Origin of the sequence: Hydrogenophaga sp. SL48, from assembly GCF_021729865.1 — a bacterium.
In the GTDB taxonomy this organism is placed as follows: Bacteria; Pseudomonadota; Gammaproteobacteria; order Burkholderiales; family Burkholderiaceae_C; genus Hydrogenophaga.
Map to the genome: position 1 here is coordinate 1,396,346 of NZ_CP063400.1, position 19,521 is coordinate 1,415,866.

General features: G+C 57.1%; 21 protein-coding genes. 20 read left to right on the forward strand and 1 reads right to left on the reverse strand.

Annotated features, from left to right (window positions below; translation table 11 throughout):
- Positions 1 to 52: 52 nt before the first annotated feature.
- A complete protein-coding gene (locus tag IM738_RS06690) occupies positions 53 to 523 on the reverse strand; it encodes a YhbY family RNA-binding protein (RefSeq protein WP_236965104.1) in 471 nt (156 codons plus the stop codon).
- Between the two features lie 44 nt (positions 524 to 567).
- Here IM738_RS06690 and IM738_RS06695 point away from each other — a divergent pair, with 44 nt between their 5' ends.
- The 20 genes from IM738_RS06695 (at position 568) to IM738_RS06790 (ending at position 19,518) form a co-directional block, all read left to right on the forward strand.
- The gene (locus IM738_RS06695) at positions 568 to 1,233 is read left to right on the forward strand and encodes an RlmE family RNA methyltransferase (RefSeq protein WP_236965105.1); all 666 of its coding nucleotides are present in this window, start codon (positions 568 to 570) and stop codon (positions 1,231 to 1,233) included.
- Positions 1,234 to 1,372: 139 nt separating this feature from the next.
- Complete coding sequence (gene ftsH / locus IM738_RS06700) at positions 1,373 to 3,289, forward strand: ATP-dependent zinc metalloprotease FtsH (protein WP_236966261.1); 1,917 nt, start codon at positions 1,373 to 1,375, stop codon at positions 3,287 to 3,289.
- Between the two features lie 66 nt (positions 3,290 to 3,355).
- A complete protein-coding gene (gene folP / locus IM738_RS06705) occupies positions 3,356 to 4,201 on the forward strand; it encodes a dihydropteroate synthase (protein WP_236965106.1) in 846 nt (281 codons plus the stop codon).
- Between the two features lie 212 nt (positions 4,202 to 4,413).
- Complete coding sequence (locus IM738_RS06710) at positions 4,414 to 5,526, forward strand: lytic transglycosylase domain-containing protein (protein WP_236965107.1); 1,113 nt, start codon at positions 4,414 to 4,416, stop codon at positions 5,524 to 5,526.
- A gap of 14 nt (positions 5,527 to 5,540) precedes the next feature.
- The gene (locus IM738_RS06715; RefSeq protein ID WP_236965108.1) at positions 5,541 to 5,909 is read left to right on the forward strand and encodes a TrbC/VirB2 family protein; all 369 of its coding nucleotides are present in this window, start codon (positions 5,541 to 5,543) and stop codon (positions 5,907 to 5,909) included.
- 46 nt (positions 5,910 to 5,955) lie between these two features.
- Positions 5,956 to 6,276: a type IV secretion system protein VirB3 gene (locus IM738_RS06720; RefSeq protein WP_272907813.1), complete on the forward strand. Its 321-nt coding sequence runs from the start codon at positions 5,956 to 5,958 to the stop codon at positions 6,274 to 6,276.
- A 47-nt stretch (positions 6,277 to 6,323) separates the two neighbouring features.
- Entirely contained in the window at positions 6,324 to 8,801 is a 2,478-nt protein-coding gene (locus tag IM738_RS06725; RefSeq protein WP_236965110.1) for a VirB4 family type IV secretion/conjugal transfer ATPase, read from the forward strand.
- Positions 8,802 to 8,857: 56 nt separating this feature from the next.
- The gene (locus IM738_RS06730) at positions 8,858 to 9,274 is read left to right on the forward strand and encodes a hypothetical protein (protein WP_236965111.1); all 417 of its coding nucleotides are present in this window, start codon (positions 8,858 to 8,860) and stop codon (positions 9,272 to 9,274) included.
- Positions 9,275 to 9,391: 117 nt separating this feature from the next.
- The gene (locus tag IM738_RS06735) at positions 9,392 to 10,381 is read left to right on the forward strand and encodes an IS5 family transposase (protein ID WP_236961435.1); all 990 of its coding nucleotides are present in this window, start codon (positions 9,392 to 9,394) and stop codon (positions 10,379 to 10,381) included.
- Between the two features lie 408 nt (positions 10,382 to 10,789).
- Entirely contained in the window at positions 10,790 to 11,101 is a 312-nt protein-coding gene (locus tag IM738_RS06740; protein ID WP_236965112.1) for a hypothetical protein, read from the forward strand.
- Between the two features lie 208 nt (positions 11,102 to 11,309).
- Entirely contained in the window at positions 11,310 to 11,675 is a 366-nt protein-coding gene (locus IM738_RS06745; protein WP_236965113.1) for a hypothetical protein, read from the forward strand.
- A 46-nt stretch (positions 11,676 to 11,721) separates the two neighbouring features.
- The gene (locus IM738_RS06750; protein ID WP_236965114.1) at positions 11,722 to 12,390 is read left to right on the forward strand and encodes a hypothetical protein; all 669 of its coding nucleotides are present in this window, start codon (positions 11,722 to 11,724) and stop codon (positions 12,388 to 12,390) included.
- Between the two features lie 55 nt (positions 12,391 to 12,445).
- On the forward strand, positions 12,446 to 14,077 hold the full coding sequence (locus IM738_RS06755; protein ID WP_236965115.1) for a type IV secretion system protein: 1,632 nt from the start codon (positions 12,446 to 12,448) through the stop codon (positions 14,075 to 14,077).
- A 37-nt stretch (positions 14,078 to 14,114) separates the two neighbouring features.
- Positions 14,115 to 14,546 carry a TcpQ domain-containing protein gene (locus tag IM738_RS06760; RefSeq protein WP_236965116.1) on the forward strand — a complete coding sequence of 144 codons (432 nt, stop codon included), beginning with the start codon at positions 14,115 to 14,117 and terminating at the stop codon, positions 14,544 to 14,546.
- A gap of 27 nt (positions 14,547 to 14,573) precedes the next feature.
- Positions 14,574 to 15,500, forward strand: a complete 927-nt coding sequence (locus IM738_RS06765) for a virB8 family protein (protein ID WP_236966262.1) — start codon at positions 14,574 to 14,576, stop codon at positions 15,498 to 15,500.
- 49 nt (positions 15,501 to 15,549) lie between these two features.
- On the forward strand, positions 15,550 to 16,305 hold the full coding sequence (locus tag IM738_RS06770) for a TrbG/VirB9 family P-type conjugative transfer protein (RefSeq protein ID WP_272907814.1): 756 nt from the start codon (positions 15,550 to 15,552) through the stop codon (positions 16,303 to 16,305).
- Positions 16,302 to 17,390 (forward strand): TrbI/VirB10 family protein, encoded by a 1,089-nt coding sequence (locus IM738_RS06775; protein ID WP_236965118.1) that lies wholly within the window; start codon positions 16,302 to 16,304, stop codon positions 17,388 to 17,390. Before IM738_RS06770 ends, IM738_RS06775 begins: the two co-directional genes overlap by 4 nt.
- A 19-nt stretch (positions 17,391 to 17,409) precedes the next feature.
- The gene (virB11, locus tag IM738_RS06780) at positions 17,410 to 18,459 is read left to right on the forward strand and encodes a P-type DNA transfer ATPase VirB11 (RefSeq protein ID WP_236965119.1); all 1,050 of its coding nucleotides are present in this window, start codon (positions 17,410 to 17,412) and stop codon (positions 18,457 to 18,459) included.
- A gap of 5 nt (positions 18,460 to 18,464) precedes the next feature.
- A complete protein-coding gene (locus tag IM738_RS06785) occupies positions 18,465 to 18,929 on the forward strand; it encodes a hypothetical protein (RefSeq protein WP_236965120.1) in 465 nt (154 codons plus the stop codon).
- Entirely contained in the window at positions 18,910 to 19,518 is a 609-nt protein-coding gene (locus IM738_RS06790; RefSeq protein ID WP_236965121.1) for a hypothetical protein, read from the forward strand. Before IM738_RS06785 ends, IM738_RS06790 begins: the two co-directional genes overlap by 20 nt.
- Positions 19,519 to 19,521: the final 3 nt, after the last annotated feature.

The following is a 19,521-nucleotide window of genomic DNA, read 5'->3' on the forward strand; positions in this document are numbered from 1 at the left end:
GCTCAGGGGAACAACTTCAAGACTCGACGGCGGGGCTTTCACCCATGTCGCGTCAGCGAGCGCTTTTCTTGATGCTCTTTTTCAGAACCTTGGCGCGCTTGACCTGTCCGCCGGGGGTCAGGCGCTGGTTGCCCAGCACTCGCACCACCTTCACTTCAGGGCGCTGGCCGCCACGGCTGCTGAACTTCAGCACCTTCACGTCGCGCGGGCCGGGCATGCGGTCTTCGTCCACCGCTTTCTCCTTCTCGGGCACCGGGCGCCAGAGCACCAGCAGCTTGCCAATGTGCTGGATGGGCGCGGCGTCGAGTTCGTCGGCGAGTGTTTGCAGCATGGCCTCGCGAGCAGCGCGGTCGTCGCTGAAGACGCGGACCTTGATCAGGCCGTGGGCCTTGAGTGCACCGTCGATTTCCTTCTTGACCGAGGGGCTCAAGCCATCGCCGCCAACGAGGACGACGGGATCAAGGTGGTGGGCATCGGCGCGGTGGACTTTGCGCTGGGCGGGAGTGAGTGTGATCTGGGGCATGGGACAATTATCGTTTACACAGAAGCCGGGCGTCCCTCATGGGCATGAAAGTCAAAACGAAGAGCAAGAAGGTCAACAAGGCGTGGTTGAACGACCACGTCAACGACCCTTACGTCAAGCTCGCCAGTCGCGAGGGCTACCGCGCACGAGCCGCCTACAAGCTCAAGGAGATCGACGAAACCCTGGGTTTGATCCGTCCCGGTGATTGTGTGGTCGACCTGGGCTCGACGCCAGGCGCCTGGAGCCAGTACACCCGCCGCAGGCTGAGCCCGCAGGGCGCAGCGGTCGGAGCGCTGCACGGGCACATCCTGGCGCTGGACCTGCTCCCAATGGAGCCGGTGGAGGGTGTGCACTTCATCCAGGGCGACTTTCGCGAGCCGGCTGTGCTGGCCGAGCTGGAGCAGGCCCTGATCGACCGTGGCATCCAGGCGGTGGACGTCGTGGTGTCCGACATGGCCCCCAATCTGTCCGGCATCGGATCCGCCGACGCGGCCCGCATCATCGACTTGGTGGAGCTGGCGGTCGATTTTTCGGTCAAACACCTCAAGCCGAGCGGTTCGCTGGTGGTCAAGCTGTTCCATGGGGGGGCTTACGACCCGATGGTGGCGCTGTTTCGCCAGACCTTCAAGGTGGTCAAACCGTTCAAGCCCAAGGCTTCGCGCGACAAGTCTTCTGAAACCTTTCTGGTGGGCATGGGTCTTAAAAATTGAGGTCGCTCAACGATTGCCGGGGAAACACCGACCATTTCATTGACATTGCCACGTCAAAGATCAATTCAAGGTCATCTTGAAAGACCTAAAATGGTCTCAACATGCCTTATTCCGACAATGTTCTAGCCAGGAGCCGCACTTGAACAACCAGTGGTTCTCGAAAATCGCCGTGTGGATGGTCATCGCCATGGTGCTTTTCACTGTTTTCAAGCAGTTTGATGGTCGCACCTCTGCGGGTGCCGGCACTGTGGGGTATTCCGAATTCCTCGACTTGGTCAAATCTGGCGGGCTCAAATCCGCCACCATCCAAGAAGGGCAAGGCGGTACCGAAATCGTGGCCGTCACCCAAGACGACCGCCGGGTGCGCACCACCGCCACCTACCTCGACCGCGGGTTGGTGGGTGACTTGATCAACAACAACGTGAAGTTCGATGTGCGCCCCCGTGAAGAGGGCTCGCTGCTGATGACTCTGCTCGTGAGTTGGGGCCCGATGCTGCTGTTGATCGGGGTGTGGATCTATTTCATGCGCCAGATGCAGGGCGGCGGCAAGGGCGGGGCGTTCAGCTTCGGCAAGAGCAAGGCCCGCATGCTCGACGAAAACAACAACACCGTGACTTTCGCCGACGTGGCCGGTTGCGACGAGGCCAAGGAAGAAGTGAAGGAGGTCGTGGACTTCCTGAAAGATCCAGCCAAGTTCCAGAAGCTGGGCGGGCGGATTCCGCGCGGCCTGCTGCTGGTTGGCCCTCCCGGCACAGGCAAGACCTTGCTGGCCAAGGGCATCGCGGGCGAAGCCAAGGTGCCGTTTTTCAGCATTTCGGGCTCTGACTTCGTGGAAATGTTCGTGGGTGTGGGTGCGGCCCGTGTGCGCGACATGTTCGAGAACGCCAAGAAGAACGCTCCCTGCATCATCTTCATTGATGAAATTGATGCGGTTGGTCGCCAGCGCGGTGCTGGCCTGGGCGGCGGCAACGACGAGCGCGAACAGACATTGAACCAGATGCTGGTCGAGATGGACGGTTTCGAGACCAACCTGGGGGTGATCGTGGTGGCCGCCACCAACCGCCCGGACATCCTGGACGCCGCCTTGCTGCGCCCGGGCCGTTTCGACCGCCAAGTCTATGTGACGCTGCCCGACATCCGCGGCCGCGAGCAGATCTTGAACGTGCACATGCGCAAGGTGCCCCTGGGCACCGACGTGAACCCGAGCGTGATCGCGCGGGGCACGCCCGGCATGAGTGGTGCCGATCTGGCCAACCTTTGCAATGAAGCAGCCTTGATGGCCGCGCGCCGCAACGCACGCGTGGTCGAAATGCAGGACTTCGAGAAGGCCAAGGACAAGATCTTCATGGGCCCCGAACGCAAGAGCATGGTGATGCCCGAGGAAGAGCGAAAGAACACCGCTTACCACGAAGCTGGTCATGCGCTCATTGGCAAACTGATGCCCAAATGCGATCCCGTGCACAAGGTCACCATCATCCCGCGCGGTCGCGCGCTGGGTGTGACCATGAGCCTGCCCGCTCAGGATCGCTACAGCTACGACAAAGACTACATGCTGAACCAGATCAGCATGCTCTTTGGTGGCCGTATTGCCGAAGAAGTGTTCATGAACCAGATGACCACCGGCGCTTCGAACGATTTCGAGCGCGCCACCTCCATCGCCCGTGACATGGTGATGCGCTACGGCATGACCGATGCGCTGGGCCCGATGGTGTACGCCGAGAATGAGGGTGAGGTGTTTCTGGGTCGTTCGGTGACCAAGACCACCAACATGAGCGAGCAGACCATGCAGAAGGTGGACGCCGAGGTACGGCGCATCATCGATCAGCAATACAAGCTGGCACGTGATCTGATCGAAGAGCACAGTGACAAGATGCACGCCATGGCCAAGGCCCTGCTTGAATGGGAGACCATCGACGCTGAGCAGATCGACGACATCATGGCCGGCAAGCCCCCGCGTCCGCCGAAGGACTGGACGCCACGCAATCCGTCTGTGGGGGGAGGAGGCAGTGGCGGTACACCAGCCGTGACGCCTGATCCAGCGCCGAACGCGGCCTGATTCAGGTCTTATTCACAGTATTCACGGGGCCTCACGGCCCCGTTTTCGTTGGAGCCTTGGACACCCATGCGCTGGATCACGACTCGTTTCGACATCGACTTGAATTCGCCCAAGGTTATGGGCATTGTCAACGTCACGCCTGACTCATTTTCTGATGGCGGACAACATGCTGTTGCCTCAGCCGCTTTGCTTCATTGTGAGCAGCTGATCAACGAGGGCGCACACATTTTGGACATCGGCGGCGAGTCGACCCGCCCCGGCAGCCCTGCCTTGTCGCTGGATGAGGAGCTGACCAGGGTGCTGCCAGTGGTGCGCGAAGCGGTCAAGCTGGGTGTGCCCGTGTCGGTCGATACCTACAAGCCGGAGGTGATGCGCGCCGTTCTGGACCTGGGCGTTGACATCGTCAACGACATCTGGGCTTTGAGGCAGGGTGACGCATTGGGCGTCGTGGCTTCTCACCCACGCTGCGGTGTGTGTCTCATGCACATGCATCGAGATCCTCAGACCATGCAGGTGGCGCCGATGGAAGGCGATGTGCTGTCACAGGTCGCCGAGTTTTTGATGGGATGTGCCCAGGCATTGGGCAATATTGGCGTTGCGCGCGACCGGATCGCCCTGGACCCGGGCATTGGCTTTGGCAAGACGGTGGAGCAGAACTTCTCGCTGCTCGGACGCCAGAACGAGTTGCTTGCGCTGGGGTATCCGATACTGGCGGGCTGGTCGCGTAAGTCTTCGCTCGGCGCCGTCACTGGGAGACCGGTTCCGGCCGAGCGCGTGTCGGCCAGCATCGCCGCAGCCCTGCTGGCCGTGGAGCGGGGTGCCAGCGTTGTTCGGGTGCACGACGTGCATCAGACGGTGGATGCATTGAAGGTGTGGTTAGCTATGCAAGCCTCAGAGAAACACGCAGCCTGAGAAACGTTTTAACGCGCAAAGTTACATGTTGTGTCAACTAAGGTGTTCAGTGAATATTCACGTAGCTGTTTCCACTAGTACACAAGTTACAATGCGCCGCAATAAAACAGATTTTCAGGAGGAAGCGGCCGCATCTCAGCGATCGCTCTGGTCGTCATTGCCGACACCCGTTCGGCATGCATTGAACCAGGGCTTTGTGCGTTCGCCGCGTCATGGTTCTCATGCTGGAATGCCCCGATCTTTCGGTTCCCAAAGAAGTGATGCAGCACGTGGTTCACGTCGAGTCATCACGGAATCCCTTCGCTATTGGCGTTGTGGGCGGGTATCTTGCGCGCCAGCCCAAAAGCCTTGACGAAGCGCTGGCTGCGGTTCGCCAGCTGAAGGAAGAGGGCTACAACTTCTCGGTCGGCATCGCTCAGGTCAATCGCTATAACCTGGCGAAATACGGCTTGAATACCTACGCCGATGCATTCGACGTCTGCTCCAACCTCAGAGCGGGCTCCAGAATTCTTCGCGAGTGTTACGACCGAGCCCAAGATTGGGGCAAAGCCTTCAGCTGCTACTACTCCGGAAACTTTGCCACCGGGTTTGAGCATGGCTACGTTCAAAAAATCTTTGCGTCCATGCGCAAGGTTCAGTACGGCCTTGTGTCCCAAGGGGAGCCGGTCAGGATCATTCCCTACAACAACAGTCCGCGAAAACTGGCTCGTGAAGACAACGTGCCCCTGAGCGGTGTTGGGACTGCCTCCGGTGCATCAATTGCGCGAGTTGCTGCAACCACGGGGCAGACCACCACCTACCCTGAGCCGCATGCGATCCGCAAATACCAGCCCTCGACGCCGCTGTCCATGACCGCCGCCGCGCTGGCCAACGCTCAGGTGCCTTCAGGGCCATCGTCAAGACAGAGCGCGGGCGTCGAAACAGCCGAAAACCGCCCTGCCATACCCGTTCCTGGGCCGGGTGCTGTCATGCCGGACTCAAACAAGTCCCGATCCGATGGATTGAACGGCATCCCGACGCAAGTGGTGGGCGTCAACGGCGACCCATATCAAACACGCTTGCTGCCACCTGCCAGTACAGGCTTGCCCGCAGACAAGCTTCCATTGCCTGACTTGAACGCGCCCTTGTCCCCCGTTGCAGGTGGTGGGCGTAAGTCAGAGAAATTCAGTGCATCCAGCGCCGTGGCCGCTCGAAAAGGCGGCAGCTTGTTGCACTCCATCGAGTCTTCAGGGAAACCTGGAAACACTGCTGAAGGCGCGTCCGACGGCGATACACCCAGTCTGCGAGAAAGCGCAACGCCCTCGGACAGATCATTTGTGTTTTAGAAATGGAAAGAACCATGAATCCTATTTTTTTGAAATCTATTGCAAGCCACTTTCGGGTGCTCATTAATGTTTTTTTGATTGCATTGTTGTTTGCCTCTGAATCGGCGAATGCAGCCGGCTTTGTTGATGCATGCAATAATGTTACCGGGTTTTTTGAAAATTTTGAAACAATACTGAAAGTTGCTTCGATTTCAATCGTTACGATCGCGATCGTGTTTGCTGGATATCAAATCGCATTTGCTCACAAACGGTTGTCCGATGTGGCTCCGATTTTGATTGGAGGTTTGTTGATTGGTGGGGCTGCCACTATTTCTGGATGGTTTGTTGCGGATTGGCAGGCTAACACTGGTGCAAACAACACGTGCGCGGTTAATACTCAGTGATGATTTTAAATGGTTTTTGCCAATTTAATTAAGGTGTAAAATTGCGATGAGGAAAGATGTCCTCTTTCGAGGGTGCACTCGGCCACCCATGATTCTTGGTGTGCCATACATACCTTTTTTGGTTGGTGCTGGTGGGCCATTGTTGCTTGCAATGTATATCTCTTTGTATCTGTTGCTTTTGATCCCATTTATCATTTTTGTCATGAGGATGGCTGCCAAGAGAGATGAGATGATCTTTCGTTTGATCGGGCTTCATTTGGTTTTTAGATTTTTACCTCGAAATTCAACCAATTACGGTGGTGCTTGGGTCTTTGGTCCTGGTAAAAACTTATATAGACGGCGCAAGATGATTGATTATATTGAATAGATCTATTTGTATGGTCTGGCTGAATTTCGCTTACTGATCAATATTCAATGTCACTTGTCTCTCCTGAAGCTGATTACAGCAACTTCGTCCCCTTCAGTACTCATGTGGACACCCATGTGGTGAAGTCGCGGGAAGGGGATTACATGATTACCTGGCTCTTGAGCGGTTTTCCGTTCGTGGGTCGGGAGGATTGGGAGTTGGAGCACCGGCACAAGACGTTCAACAGTCTGCTGCAAAGCTTGCGCGCGCCAGATTTTGAGAACGTCGCATTCTGGGCACATGACGTGCGGCGACGCCGGCCTATCAAGACCAGTGCTCATTTTCCTCATCGCTTCAGTCAGGAGCTGCACGACAGCTACATGGAGCGCTTGTCCAGCAAGCGTCTTATGCAGAATGAGTTGTACCTGACGATGATCTATCGGCCGGTGGTCAGCGGAAAACGATTTGCAGCCATCTCCAGGGACATTGAAGTTCTGCGTCGCGAGGAAAAAGCCTATCTTGAGAAAATCTATGAACTGGTTGGCAACGTAGAGGCGTTACTCCAGGACTATTCGCCGTACCGCTTGGGTCTCTATGAAAGTATCAACAAGCAGGTGTTCTCGGAAAACTTGGAGTTTTTTGGATACCTTTTGAATCATGTCGATGAGCCGGTGCCGGTGTTGCCAGCGCCGATCTACAATTACTTGCCCACGAGCAAGCACATGTTCTCGACGGGTAGTGGTGATTTTGCAATCCGTACGGCCAACGGAGACAATTATTACGGTGCGATTCTCAATATCAAAGAATATGCAGATAGTTCTTGGCCGGGAATTTTGAATGGTCTAAAGTACTTGGAATTCGAGTACATCGTTACGCACTCGTTCACGCCCATGAGTCGATACGACTCAATGAAGGCTCTGGAGCGCACCAAAGGTGCGATGTTGTCGTCAGAAGACAAGGCGGTCAGCCAAATCGTGGAGCTGGATTTTGCGATGGACCAGTTGGCTTCCGGGAATTTTGTTCTGGGACAATACCATTTCAATATGGCGATTTTTGCGTCAGATCAAGAAGAACTCTACAACAATATTTCTCAGGCTCGAGCTCAGCTATCGGGCGCCAGCTTCGTGACCGTGAAGGAAGATGTGGCAATTCCCGCAGCGTTTTACGCTCAGCTGCCTTGCAACTGGCGTTTTCGCCCTCGCATTGCCAATTTGAGCTCACTTAACTTTCTTGGCTTGTGCCCGTTGCATAATTTCGCAACCGGTAAACCTAACTTTAATCCGTGGGGCTCTTCTGTCAGTATTTTGCAGACGCTGAACAATCAGGCCTATCATTTCAATTTTCATGCTACCAAGCCAAACGAGTATTCGCTTGGTGAAAAGGCGATCGCCAACACGATGGTCATCGGCAAGTCCGGCACTGGTAAGACCGCGTTGATCAATTTTCTGCTCGCGCAAGTACAGAAGATTCAGCCTGAGCCCACCATCTTTTTCTTCGACAAAGACCGTGGCGCCGAGATTTTCATCCGTGCCTGCGGAGGCCGTTATTTCACGCTGGAGAAGGGGCGCCCAACTGGGTTCAATCCGCTGCAGTGCGACAACACGCCAGAAAACGAACAGTTCCTGGTAGAGCTGATTCAGGCGCTGTGTGGCAAAGACAAGTATTCCCCATCTGAACAGGAGGACCTGATTCGCGCCGTGCGGGCCATTCTCGACACGCCCATGCATTTGCGAACCATGACCAACCTGCAGAAGAGCTTGCCCAACACGGGCGAAAACAGCCTCTTCGAATGCATTTCGGTCTGGTGCAAGGGCGGCCCGGCAGCATGGGTGTTCGACAACCCCAAGGACAACATCGACTTTTCAGGCTCCAACATCATCGGTTTCGACTACACCGAGGTGATCGAAGATGGCAAGACCCGCGAACCCATCATCCAATACCTGTTGCATCGCATGGAGAGCCTGATCGATGGACGTCCATTTATCTATGTGATGGACGAGTTCTGGAAAGTGCTGGAGGGCAAGGGCGGTCTTAAGGACTTTGCGAAGAACAAACAGAAGACCATCCGAAAGCAAAACGGCCTGGGCATTTTTGCGACACAAAGCCCGCAAGACGCGCTCAATAGCGACATTTCGGCATCGTTGATTGAACAAACTGCCACGTTGATCTTGCTGCCCAACCCCAACGCCGATTCCAAAGATTACCTGGAAGGTCTCAAGCTGACGCAGGCCGAATTTGAACTGGTGGTCGGGCTGGATGAGCGCAGCCGCTGTTTTCTGGTCAAGCAAGGACACAACGCGGTGTTGTGCCAACTCAACCTCAACGGCATGGACGACGAACTCGCTGTGTTGTCTGGCTCCAGCGACAACGTGGAGATCCTGACCGAATTGCTGCGCGAGCACCCGACACCACAGCAACCAGACACTTGGTTGACCGAGTTTCACGCGCGGCGCAAAGGGTTGCGCACGCAGCGCAAGACGGCCATGGCCAACAGCCACGAATACCTCCGCCATGCGCCCACGGAGGTGATCGAAGGCCAAATCTGAGTGGTTTTGGTGCAGAGCCTCATTGGGGCAGTGATTTATTTTTCGAGGGAGTAATGATGAAAACAAAAACATGGTCCTGGCTCTTGAGCGTGGTGCTCTTGAGTTCGGTCCCTGCCAGTGCGATGGCGGCTCAGGGGCAGTCGAAATGCGGAGGTCTTGCCCCTTCTGGAACCAGTACAGGCGGCGCCGCCTTCGACGACGATCTTCCTGCCGATCAAGACGTTTTTTCTTTCTGCGCGTTCGGTTACACGCCCCACTGCTGGGTGGGCGTCAACCCGATCGCCGGCACCTGGAAAATCGCCAACAACTACTGCTTCAATCCCAAGTGGACCAGCAAGTACGAGCAGATTTGCCCAAAAGGTCTCAAGCCTGGCACCTGGAAAAGCCCGGGAAAGGACCCCTTTCAGTACAAAGGAAAGCAGGGCGCACCCGACGGGCTGGAGGAGTGCCAACACCTGATGGAAGGCTTCTGAGTCGGAGGGGTTTCCATGGGTGTTCAGGCCTGCCAGCGTGAGACCACTCATTCGATACATTCATAAGGAAGGTCTGCAAAACCGCGGCGCCGTGGGCCGATGTGAGACAGTGACGTCATGAAGCAAATGAGCCTGGGCGAGAGCGGATTCGAGCGCAAGACCAAGAGAACGCGCAAGCGCGAGTTCCTCGACGAGATGAACCTGGTAGTGCCGTGGACCGAGCTGGTGTCGCTGATTGCACAGCATGCACCAACGCCTGGCGCCAAGGGTGGTCGTCCGCCGTTTGCCGTGCGAACCATGCTTCGCATTCACTTCCTGCAGCAGTGGTTCAACCTGTCCGACCCGGCGATGGAGGAGGCGCTGTACGACACGCCCATGTTTCGAGAGTTTGCGGGGCTGGACCAGGGTGAGGAGAACTTGCCTGACGAGAGCACCATCCTGCGCTTTCGCCATCTGCTCGAACAACACAACTTGAGCCTGCAATTGCTTGCCACGGTCAACGCCACCCTGGCCGACAAAGGCCTGCTGCTCAAGAGCGGTACGGTCGTCGACGCCACGCTCATTGCCGCCCCCAGCTCGACCAAGAACAACAGCGGCGAACGCGACCCCGAGATGCATCAGACCAAGAAGGGCAACCAGTGGCACTTCGGGATGAAAGCGCATATTGGGGTCGATGCCGAATCGGGCCTGGTGCACACCGTCAAGGCCACAGCGGCCAACGCGCACGACATCACCCAGGCCAGCGAACTGCTGCACGGCGACGAAACCGATGTCTTTGCCGACTCTGGCTACCGGGGCGTTCACAAGCGCGATGAGGTGATCAAGGACCATCCCGAGGTCCACTGGTACGTGGCCATGATGCCCAGCCATCGCAAGGCGCTGGACAAGGAAACGCCCATGGGCTCGATCATGGAAGCGCTGGAGAAAACCAAGGCGCGCATCCGAGCCAAGGTCGAACACCCGTTCCGGGTGATCAAGCGCCAGTTCGGATATGTGAAGGTGCGCTACCGGGGATTGGCCAAGAACACGGCGCAGCTGCACACCCTGTTTGCGTTGTCCAACATCTGGATGGTGCGCCGAACGCTTTTGAAGGAGACCCGAGGATGAGTGCGTCCGAATGCGGCCAACGGCCACGAATCAGGGCGAAATCGGCCAACAAAGCGCCCTCGTGAGCCTGAAATCGCCATCATTTGAAATTGCATGCATCACCTCGCGCCGTAGCGGGTGTTGTGCAGACCTTCCATAAGAAATCAAGGAGGAATTATGTGCTTCGCTAGAAATACACGCCAGACACTGGCATTGATCATTGGGACCGTCTTGCTGGGTGCTGCGCCATTGGCGTCCGCTGGCATGTTTGATTCAATCAAACCACCCAAGCCAGGTGAGATGCCGGAGGCTCCAAAACCACCGGAGTTACCGGAATTGCCGGAGCTACCCAGTTTCGAGGGAAAGATGCCTCGGCCAGGCCAATCTGCTGGCCTTCAAGTGTCTTGTTTACAGCAAGGAAAAATGGACATGACCCGTCCGTCGCTCCCCTTGTTGTCTTGCTGGGAAAGCCCGGTGGCCAGTGGCGAGACGCTGGAAGAGATTCAAAAGGCATGCACCGTGCAAATGACGCCGATGACCGACGTTCAATCCACGCTCGTACCCAAATGCCCTTCCAAAGCCCTTGGTACCTGCATTAATGCCAAAAACGGAAAGAGCAGCAAGAGCGATCACTATCACTACACGCCGCAAACCCCTCTCGAATGGATCAAGGCCAAGAAGAACTGCGAGAAGGCGGGTGGTGAATGGTATGGGTTGGGTAATCCGACATCGTGGTTCTGAGAAAAGAGCCGCGCCTGCGAAGACTTACAAAATGTGCACATTTAGCTGTCAGATGTGACAGGGGGTAAGTCGATGGACCACAAATGGTGGCTATGCTCACCCGGTTCCCAGGCGAGGCAAACACAGACGACGCACAGATTGCGTGCACTGGGTTTGGCCGATTGATCAACGTTTCGCTCCGCGCGAACACCAAGGCAGGAAAAAGACCATGACACACATCCCCAAAGACCCCCTGATTTTGTTGAGCCGCCGGCGACTGCTCGGGCGTTTGGCGCTGGGCGGTTCGGCCGCTTTGGCGTTGGCGGCTTGTGGGGGCGGGGGCGGTGGTGACGATTCGGAGGGCATTGATCTTCGGGCTGCTTATGACAGGGTTGTTGAAGGCATGACCAGAGCACAAGTCGTCCGCGCGGTCGGAAGAGACCCCAATTCGGTCAGCTCCGATGAGACGTTGTATTGGAGTGAAAATGGTCAGCAGCTCGAAGTTGATATTTTTGAGCCGACCGGACTTACGTATTATGTGCGTTGGGACAGTCTGGTGGTCCCATACGGAAATTTAAGAAAAGACTTCTTCTGAAACTTGCCTTAGCTCACTTTTGGGGAATATGGTGATTAAGTATTTGATGGCACTTTTTGTATTCTTAGCTCCGAGTTTTGTGATGGCGCAATGGGCTGTATACGACCAAAAAGTATACGAAGAACTGACGAAAATTAATAACATCACTTCACTTGGACGTAACGATAATCTCGGTGGTGATTTTCGAGGGGCCATCTCCAGCTCATCCTCGGGCCAAGATGTCACCTTGGGTACGGGTTCCAATCAGGCAGTCTTGAAAGGGCTGGACACCAAGTTTGAAACCATTACGGTGGACAACCCGGAAAAGTACATTGGTACTGAGCAAGATTGTGGTTCTAATTCCGCACAATTCCTCAAGCATTACAACGCCTGTGCCGGGCTGAGAAACCTGCGCCTACAAACCCTCAAGCAAAGCCAAGACATGCTTAAGGTATTGAATAAAAGGCGTGAACAAATCGTGAACTTGGTGACTGCGTCCCGTGGTGTCAGTGACAAATCAGGCCAAATGCAGCGCTATCACTTTGAACTGCAAGCCCAACAATCGTTGTTGCAAACCGACGCGATGCAGTTGCAGGTGTTGATGGATGGTTACAAGCAGCGGGAAAAGACCTACGAAATGCAAATGGTCGAGGCCAAGCGCGAGCGCGACACGGGTCGGTTCGATGCTGGCAAAGGCGCGTTGCGCAAGCCTGCTGTGCCGTTTTTGGTGAACTGATGCTGACTGCACGTATGTCAGCCGCCGTGCATTTGTTTGTTTCTGGGGAATTATAATGCCTGCTTGTTCCGCTGCGGGAGTGTTGGCTGTAGGGGCCACGTTTGGGCTGAGCGGTATCATCGGCGCAGGCGCCGATTTGTTGACGGTGCTCAACGATGCATTTTTCTATTGCTCGGTGCGTGAATACATCATGGACGACATCATCCAGGGGCCCTACAGGGAACTGGTCGCACAAAAGCTCGCCATGGCATTGGGGGTGATGTCCACCGTGATCATGACCATCTGGGTCTCCTATCAAGGGTTTCAGATCATCACGGGTGCCAACCGAAACCCCATCGTGCCGTTGTTCATTCAGACCGGCAAGATGGTCTTGATCTTGTCGCTGGTGGGGCTTGTGGCAGCCAATTCACCCGTGATTGTGGACTGGGTGGGTAATTTCAAAAACTTGATCTCACAAGCCGTGGCCAACGGTGCAGACATCACAATCCTCGTTGACCTGAATCTGGGCATCACCTCGCTGCTCAACTCCATCACAGAATCCATGAAGGCGGTGGACAACGGCAAGGACCCGAACACCATCACCACCACCGTGGGCTTGATCGGGCAGAGCGGTCCGGCGATGCTGGTGGCGGTGTTGTTGATGTTGAGCGAGCTGTCCGTCACGTTGGCCATCATGCTGGCGCCGCTGTTCATCTTCTTTTTGCTCTTTCAGCAAACCACAGCCCTGTTTTGGTCTTGGGCCAAGTTCGTTCTAGGTGCGCTGTTTTCGATGGCCACCTTGACATTGATTGGCGCCTTGGTGTTGAAGGCAACTGCCATTTATGGCGGTTCGGTGGTTGTGGCGTATTACGGCGGCTTGCTGTCTGGCACCAGCTTGTTTGATATTTCAGGCAGCTCGTTGCGATTGGCGGCGTTGGGAGCCTTGATGTCGGCCATCATCATGGCCATCCCCCACACCATCATGCAGTTTTTCGGTGCAGGCGCAGGCTTTGCCGCCGGGGCGTTCGGGTTTGCAGGCGCTGGTGCTGTGGCGGGCAGTTTGGGCGCGGCCAAGGGGCTGGGCACTGGAGCGGGATTTGCTGCGTTGGGCCAGAACCAGCCGCAAAACAACGGAGCCACCGTTCAAGCCGGTTCTGGCAGCCAGCCCGGCAATGCGCCGGGCCAGATCGGTGGTTCCCAGTCGCTGACCCAGTCGGGATACAGCGGTTCAAGCAACGGTGGGGTTTACAGCGCGCAATCAGCGATTGGGCGGTTCAACTCGGAGGCTTCGCAAATGGGCTCCGAGAGCGATGCTTCCATGGGGCCTCGGAATGTGGCTGGATCCAGAGGGTTGGCCAATGACAGTGGGTTCACGGGCTTTCAGTCCGTTCGCCAGAACCAGAACGCGATGCAGCAGTCAGGCGAGTTGCGTCGCGACGGGTCGATGGGCAACCCGCCGACTGGAAACCACGAGGTCGTGGCCCGCGACGCGCAAGACATGACTTTGGATGAAAAGCGGGGTGTTTACACAACGCCCAGCACCGACGCTGTGCTGGCAGGCAGTGCAGGTCGCGGTGGTGATCTTCGAGTATCTGGATCGGACACAAGCGTCCATGCTGCAGACAAGGTGCTTGTAGCCAAAAACGAAGCGCAGCCCGCGCGTCCGACAGTTCCCTATGGCAACAACGGCAACACAAGAGCCACTTGATGTTGAACAACTGAGCTTTTTAATTCGCGAATACAACATGACCAAGACGAAAACAAAGAAGACATGGGATCAACTGTCGCGCGCGGTGGCAAGCGTGTTCGCGCTGGGCCTCCTCCAAGCCTGTGCCGTGCCCAAGGCCGTTGACATCGCCGACAACTGGAGGCCTATCAACACACTGAGCGCCACACCACAGGAAATCCCGCTCAAGGAAGAGGCTGAGTTGCTGCGGTTTCAGATGCTGCCGACCGACGCGACCTTGCGCAACATGCTGGAGCGCTGGGCCAAAGAGTACGGCGGTACGCTGGATTGGCAGTACCCGAGCGACCTGACGCTGGTGAGCGGTCTTGAGTCTGTCAAAGACAACAACCTTCAGCGTGCCCTCAACACGGTGCGCCGCAGCTATGCAGCGCAGAAGCTTCGTGTTCAGGTGTCGGCCAGCAAAGCGGTACTGGTCACACGCATGCCTTGAGGGGGCGGTTGAGATCAGGTTTTGCGGGTGTGGATCAACAAGGTTTTCAGGGCTGATATGGCATTGTTCAAACGGGAGCTGTCCGAGGCTTCTCAGGAGATTCTCAAGAAATCGATGGACTTTGAGTCGAACGTGATTTCCATGGTCAAGCGCAGCGAGCGCCGAGCCTGGACCGTGGCGATGGGGTCGATGGCATTGACGGTGTTGATGGCAGGTGGCATTGCCTACATGCTGCCGCTCAAAGAAAAGGTGCCCTACTTGGTGACGGTGGACCTGAAGCGCAGCACGAGCACGATTTCGCCGCTGCGGGACAACGTGGCCGCCACCGGCATCTACGCGAGCGAGGCGCTGAACCGCAGCCATGTGGCGCGTTTTGTGCAGGCCCGTGAGGGGTACGACTACGACACCATCAACGAGCACGATTGGGAGTATGTGGCGGCGATGTCGAACGATCAGGTTAAGGGCTTGTTTGTGAAGCAGTTCGACGGGACGAACAACAGCCCGGAAAAGCGCTGGGGCCGCAACATCGCGATCCGCGTCAAGGTCAACAGCATTGTGTTCAATGGCCTGGACGAAGAGCGCGGCGCGAGGCCTACCGGTGCCACGGTTCGGTTTGAAAAGTGGAAGTTCGACAAGACCACGGGCAAGAGCGACTACCTGAGCAGCCACGTCGGAACAATGACGTACGAGTACAAGACCAACCTGAAGATGAGCGACAACCTGCGCTTGCGCAATCCGTTGGGGTTCCAGGTGACGGCGTTCAGGGTGGATGACGAGTTCAACGCGCCGGTGTTCAAGTCGGCGAACCAGGATGCAGGTGTGCCGCTGCTGAATGAGGAGGAGGGCGTGACGCACCGTGGCTCGGACGTGGCGGGGGCGGCGCAAGCGCCAGCTGCCGCAGTTCAGCAGCCGAATTTGCCCGGTGCGCCAGCGACACCAACACAAGGGCAGTGATGTTTTCAGAATCCAACGATTTTTCCGGAATGAACAGGGGCAGCCAAAAATGAGCAAAAAGAACTCTCGAACTTGGGCTTTGTGGGCTCTGCTGGCAGGGGCAGGCTTGGTCTGGCAAGGTGCTGCGCAAGCGCAAGAGGTGCGTGAGGTGCCTTACCGCCCGGATCAGGTGACCCGGGTGAACACCGCCTTGGGCATTGCCACCCAGATCGAGATCAGCCCGCAGGAACAGATCAAGGACTTCGGGACCGGTTTCAGTGATGGCTGGGAGTTGGTGCGCCGCGACAACATCTTCTACATCCGTCCGAAAAACGTGGACGTGGACACCAACATGTACATCCGCACCAACATGCGCTCGTACCTGCTGGATCTGAAGGTGTCGGCCTCCAAGTGGAAGACGTTGGAGGAGGCGAAGAGTGCCGGCGTGTTCTACAAGGTCCGCTTCGTCTATGGCAGCGAGGAGCCCGACAAGGCCAGCGCTTTGGCTGCGGCCAATGCCGTGTTGTCACCGACCGCGAGCGCGCTGAATTCGCAGGTCAACTACCACCTGAACTACGACTACTCGACAGTGAGCGATGTGTCGACCATCGTCCCGACACGGATGTACGACAACCAGCAGTTCACCTACATCCACCTGCCACCGATGGCGAACTTTCCGGCGGTGTTCGGGCGCAACGAGCGCCATGGTGAAGAGTTTCTGGTCAACACCAAGAGCGAGAAAAACGTGATGGTGGTGTTGGGCGTCTATCCGTACCTGGTGATGCGGCTGGGCAATGACGTGATCGGTTTGAGGAGGAACAAATGAGCTTGCAATTTCCCAACGCCAACGGTGGCGGCCAAGGCCCCGTGCTGTCCGACAACATGCCCAAGCTGTCTGCGGGTCTGACCCGCGGGGTCAACAAGACTGCTGTGGCTTACATCGTCCTGGTGTCGCTCGCGACCATCGGCATGACGCTGTGGGTGGCGAGCAATGCGTTTTCGGCCGATGACGACAAGAAGAAGCAGGTCACTTACGAAGAAGTGACTGTTCCCGAAAAGCCGTTGCTCAAGCTGCCGCCGCCTGAGCTAGATGCAGAGGTGGTGGCCAAGGCCAACGTGCCGCCGATGCCGCCCGCCATGCCAATGGGCGAAGGCGCCGCGCCGGTCAAGGACGATCTGATGCAGCGGCGCATGGCCAGCGAAAACAACCTGGTGGCTGCGTCTGAAAAAGGCAAGAAAAATCCGCTCTTTGAAGACGAGTTTTCGTCGGTGAAACGCGGGGCTGTGGAGGCCCTCGCCAACGCCGACTTCACGCTCACGCGCGGTACCTTCATTCGCTGTTCGCTGGAGACCAAGGTCGTGTCGACGCTGGCGGGCATGACCTCTTGTATCGTGACCGAGCCGATCTATTCCGTGAACGGGAGTCGTTTGCTGATCGACAAGGGTTCCAAGGTCACTGGTGAGTACAAGTACGCCGATGAAAATTACGACCGTGTGGGCATCATCTGGACCCGCGTGTTGACGACGACGGGGCTGGACGTCCGGATCGACAGCGCGGGAACCGATGCGCTGGGTGGCGCCGGCGTTCCAGGCGAATACAACGGCCATTGGGGCGAGCGGATCGGTTCGGCCCTGTTGGTGAGCTTGCTGGCGGACGGTATCGATGCTGGCGCGCAGAAGTTCGCCAATGAAAATGACATTCGCGGACGCCAGACCACGACCTATGCGGGCGGTGCCATCCAAGAGCGCGTTGATCCCTGGGAGTCTGCGACGGCCAGCACGGCCAAGAAGGCCGCCAACGACATGCTCGCCCGCTCGGCCAACCGCAAGGCGACGGTGACGGTGCTCAACGGCACGGTGGTCAACATTTTCGCGGCGCGCGACGTCGATTTTTCCAGCGTGATGCGTTGATCGCAGTGGCCTTCATGTCATGACGGTGCAGACCAACGACGAACCCATTGCGAACATATCAACGGAGTTTCTGGAGTACCAGTACCACGTGCTGGGGATCACGAACTTCCTGAGCGATCCCCGCGTCACGGAGATTTGCATCAACCGCCCGGGGGAGGTGTTCCTGGAAACAGTGGCAGGCTGGGAGCGCATCGATGTGCCTAGCCTGACCTTTGACCGGGCGCGGCAGTTTTGCACCACGGTGGTCAACGAAAGCAAGACCGGACAGCGCATCACGCAGGTCGATCCCGTGGTGTCGCTCACCTTTCCCACCGGGCAACGTGCCCAGTTCGTGTTGCCTCCCGCCGTGCCAGCCGACCACGTGTCGATCACGATCCGCTTGCCTTCGCGCTACACCAAGACGCTGAACCAGTACCAGGACGACGGCTTTTTCGCGCAGATTCTGGAAGAGGACGGCAGCATCAGCGCCATGGACGAGGAATTGCTGGCCTTGAAACGTGCACGGGACTTTCATGGCTTTTTCAGCAAAGCGGTGCACTACAAGAAGAACATTGTGGTGTCCGGCGCCACTGGCAGCGGCAAGACCACGTTCATGAAGTCGCTGGTGACGCACATCCCGGACGACGAGCGGCTGATCACCATCGAAGACGCGCGCGAGCTGTTCATTGAGCAGCCCAACCGGGTGCACCTGATCTATTCGCGCGGTGGGCAGGGCACGGCGAACGTCACCGCCAAAGGCTGCATGGAGGCCTGCCTGCGCATGAAGCCCGACCGCATCATCCTCGCGGAAATCCGGGGTGACGAGTCGTTCTATTACATCCGAAACTGCGCTTCGGGCCACCCGGGTTCCATCACCAGTTGCCACGCTGGCAGCACCAGCCAGACTTGGGACCAGATGGCGTTGATGGTCAAGGCCTCCCCCGAGGGCTCGGGGCTGGCGTTCGGCGAGATCAAGCGGCTGCTGATGCTGACCATCGACGTGGTGGTGCACATCAAAGCCCACGCAGGGCAGCGCTACATCACCGGCATCGACTTCGACCCCCAGCGCAAGCTGGCTCTGGACGCGTGACAACCATGATCAACACCTCTTTTCTTTTCAAGGCGCTGAGCGCCGCTTCGCTGTGTGTGGCATCCATGCTGGTCCACGCAGCAACCCCAATTCCGGGTTTGACGCCTGTGGACATACGCGGCCTGTGGTTCCCGAAGTCGGAAGCTGGCTCAGCCAAGTGTGCGAATTACCTGGGACGGCAACCGGTGGAACCCGATGTAGGCGCGCTGGTCATCAACGAGCGCCAGATGGTGCGATGGGTGCAGCCTGGTCAGAGCGCCACGATTTTCGTGACCGACGTTCAACCGCGCCGCCGCAACACTTGGCGCATCCAGGGCCTGCTTGATGCACCGCCCTACGAGGCACCGAAGGTTTTGGAGACCTATGTGTTTGAGGTGCGGCAAGACGACCTGCACTGGTCGAGCCGACGGGAAGGAGCTCGGCTGAGCGAAAGGGTGGAAACCTCCGTGTTTGCGCGATGCGGTTATTGAACGCGCGCCGACCTCTTCAAACCCTTCTTTTGGCAGCCATTGGTGCTGCATTTTCCTGAAAGGTGACCTGATGCGAACTCGCCGGATTTTTGTTGGCGTTTTGATGACCCTGGCATTGGCCTCGGCGTGTGCGACCAAGGTGGCGGAGCCTTGGCACAAGTTCGCTTTTGATGGCTGGAATGACAAGTGGTATCCGGCTCATGAATTGCTGGAGTACAGCTACGGAGATAAGTACCGGATGGTTCGGGCGAGTGTCATCACGCCCGATCAACCTATTCACGAGAGCAAGAGCCAATTGCCTCCTGGTACCAACATCAACGGACCGATGCCCGTCGGAGAGTTCTTGTTCGTCAAATGGCGCATCAAGGCGACGGATGAAGTGGTCGAGGATCGGGTGGATCTGCGTCAACGTCTACCCAAGGACATGAAAGACCATGGTCTGACATTTGTGATTGAAGGCAAGCAGCTCTATGTGTATGTGGTCACGCCCAAGGTCCTGAACAGCGACTTGCCACCCAACAAGAAGACCAGTTCGTCTAGGTACAGGGAAACATTTGAAATCTATCCCACCAACGAACTGTCCAGATAAACC

Excerpts from the sequence above, each read along its gene's own strand:
- IM738_RS06690 (WP_236965104.1), bottom strand. The coding sequence starts at position 523 with ATGCCCCAGATCACACTCACTCCCGCCCAGCGCAAAGTCCACCGCGCC.
- IM738_RS06695 (WP_236965105.1), top strand. The coding sequence starts at position 568 with ATGAAAGTCAAAACGAAGAGCAAGAAGGTCAACAAGGCGTGGTTGAAC.
- folP (WP_236965106.1), top strand. The coding sequence starts at position 3,356 with ATGCGCTGGATCACGACTCGTTTCGACATCGACTTGAATTCGCCCAAG.
- IM738_RS06710 (WP_236965107.1), top strand. The coding sequence starts at position 4,414 with ATGGTTCTCATGCTGGAATGCCCCGATCTTTCGGTTCCCAAAGAAGTG.
- IM738_RS06715 (WP_236965108.1), top strand. The coding sequence starts at position 5,541 with ATGAATCCTATTTTTTTGAAATCTATTGCAAGCCACTTTCGGGTGCTC.
- IM738_RS06720 (WP_272907813.1), top strand. The coding sequence starts at position 5,956 with ATGAGGAAAGATGTCCTCTTTCGAGGGTGCACTCGGCCACCCATGATT.
- IM738_RS06725 (WP_236965110.1), top strand. The coding sequence starts at position 6,324 with ATGTCACTTGTCTCTCCTGAAGCTGATTACAGCAACTTCGTCCCCTTC.
- IM738_RS06730 (WP_236965111.1), top strand. The coding sequence starts at position 8,858 with ATGAAAACAAAAACATGGTCCTGGCTCTTGAGCGTGGTGCTCTTGAGT.
- IM738_RS06735 (WP_236961435.1), top strand. The coding sequence starts at position 9,392 with ATGAAGCAAATGAGCCTGGGCGAGAGCGGATTCGAGCGCAAGACCAAG.
- IM738_RS06740 (WP_236965112.1), top strand. The coding sequence starts at position 10,790 with ATGACCCGTCCGTCGCTCCCCTTGTTGTCTTGCTGGGAAAGCCCGGTG.
- IM738_RS06745 (WP_236965113.1), top strand. The coding sequence starts at position 11,310 with ATGACACACATCCCCAAAGACCCCCTGATTTTGTTGAGCCGCCGGCGA.
- IM738_RS06750 (WP_236965114.1), top strand. The coding sequence starts at position 11,722 with ATGGCACTTTTTGTATTCTTAGCTCCGAGTTTTGTGATGGCGCAATGG.
- IM738_RS06755 (WP_236965115.1), top strand. The coding sequence starts at position 12,446 with ATGCCTGCTTGTTCCGCTGCGGGAGTGTTGGCTGTAGGGGCCACGTTT.
- IM738_RS06760 (WP_236965116.1), top strand. The coding sequence starts at position 14,115 with ATGACCAAGACGAAAACAAAGAAGACATGGGATCAACTGTCGCGCGCG.
- IM738_RS06770 (WP_272907814.1), top strand. The coding sequence starts at position 15,550 with ATGAGCAAAAAGAACTCTCGAACTTGGGCTTTGTGGGCTCTGCTGGCA.
- IM738_RS06775 (WP_236965118.1), top strand. The coding sequence starts at position 16,302 with ATGAGCTTGCAATTTCCCAACGCCAACGGTGGCGGCCAAGGCCCCGTG.
- virB11 (WP_236965119.1), top strand. The coding sequence starts at position 17,410 with ATGACGGTGCAGACCAACGACGAACCCATTGCGAACATATCAACGGAG.
- IM738_RS06785 (WP_236965120.1), top strand. The coding sequence starts at position 18,465 with ATGATCAACACCTCTTTTCTTTTCAAGGCGCTGAGCGCCGCTTCGCTG.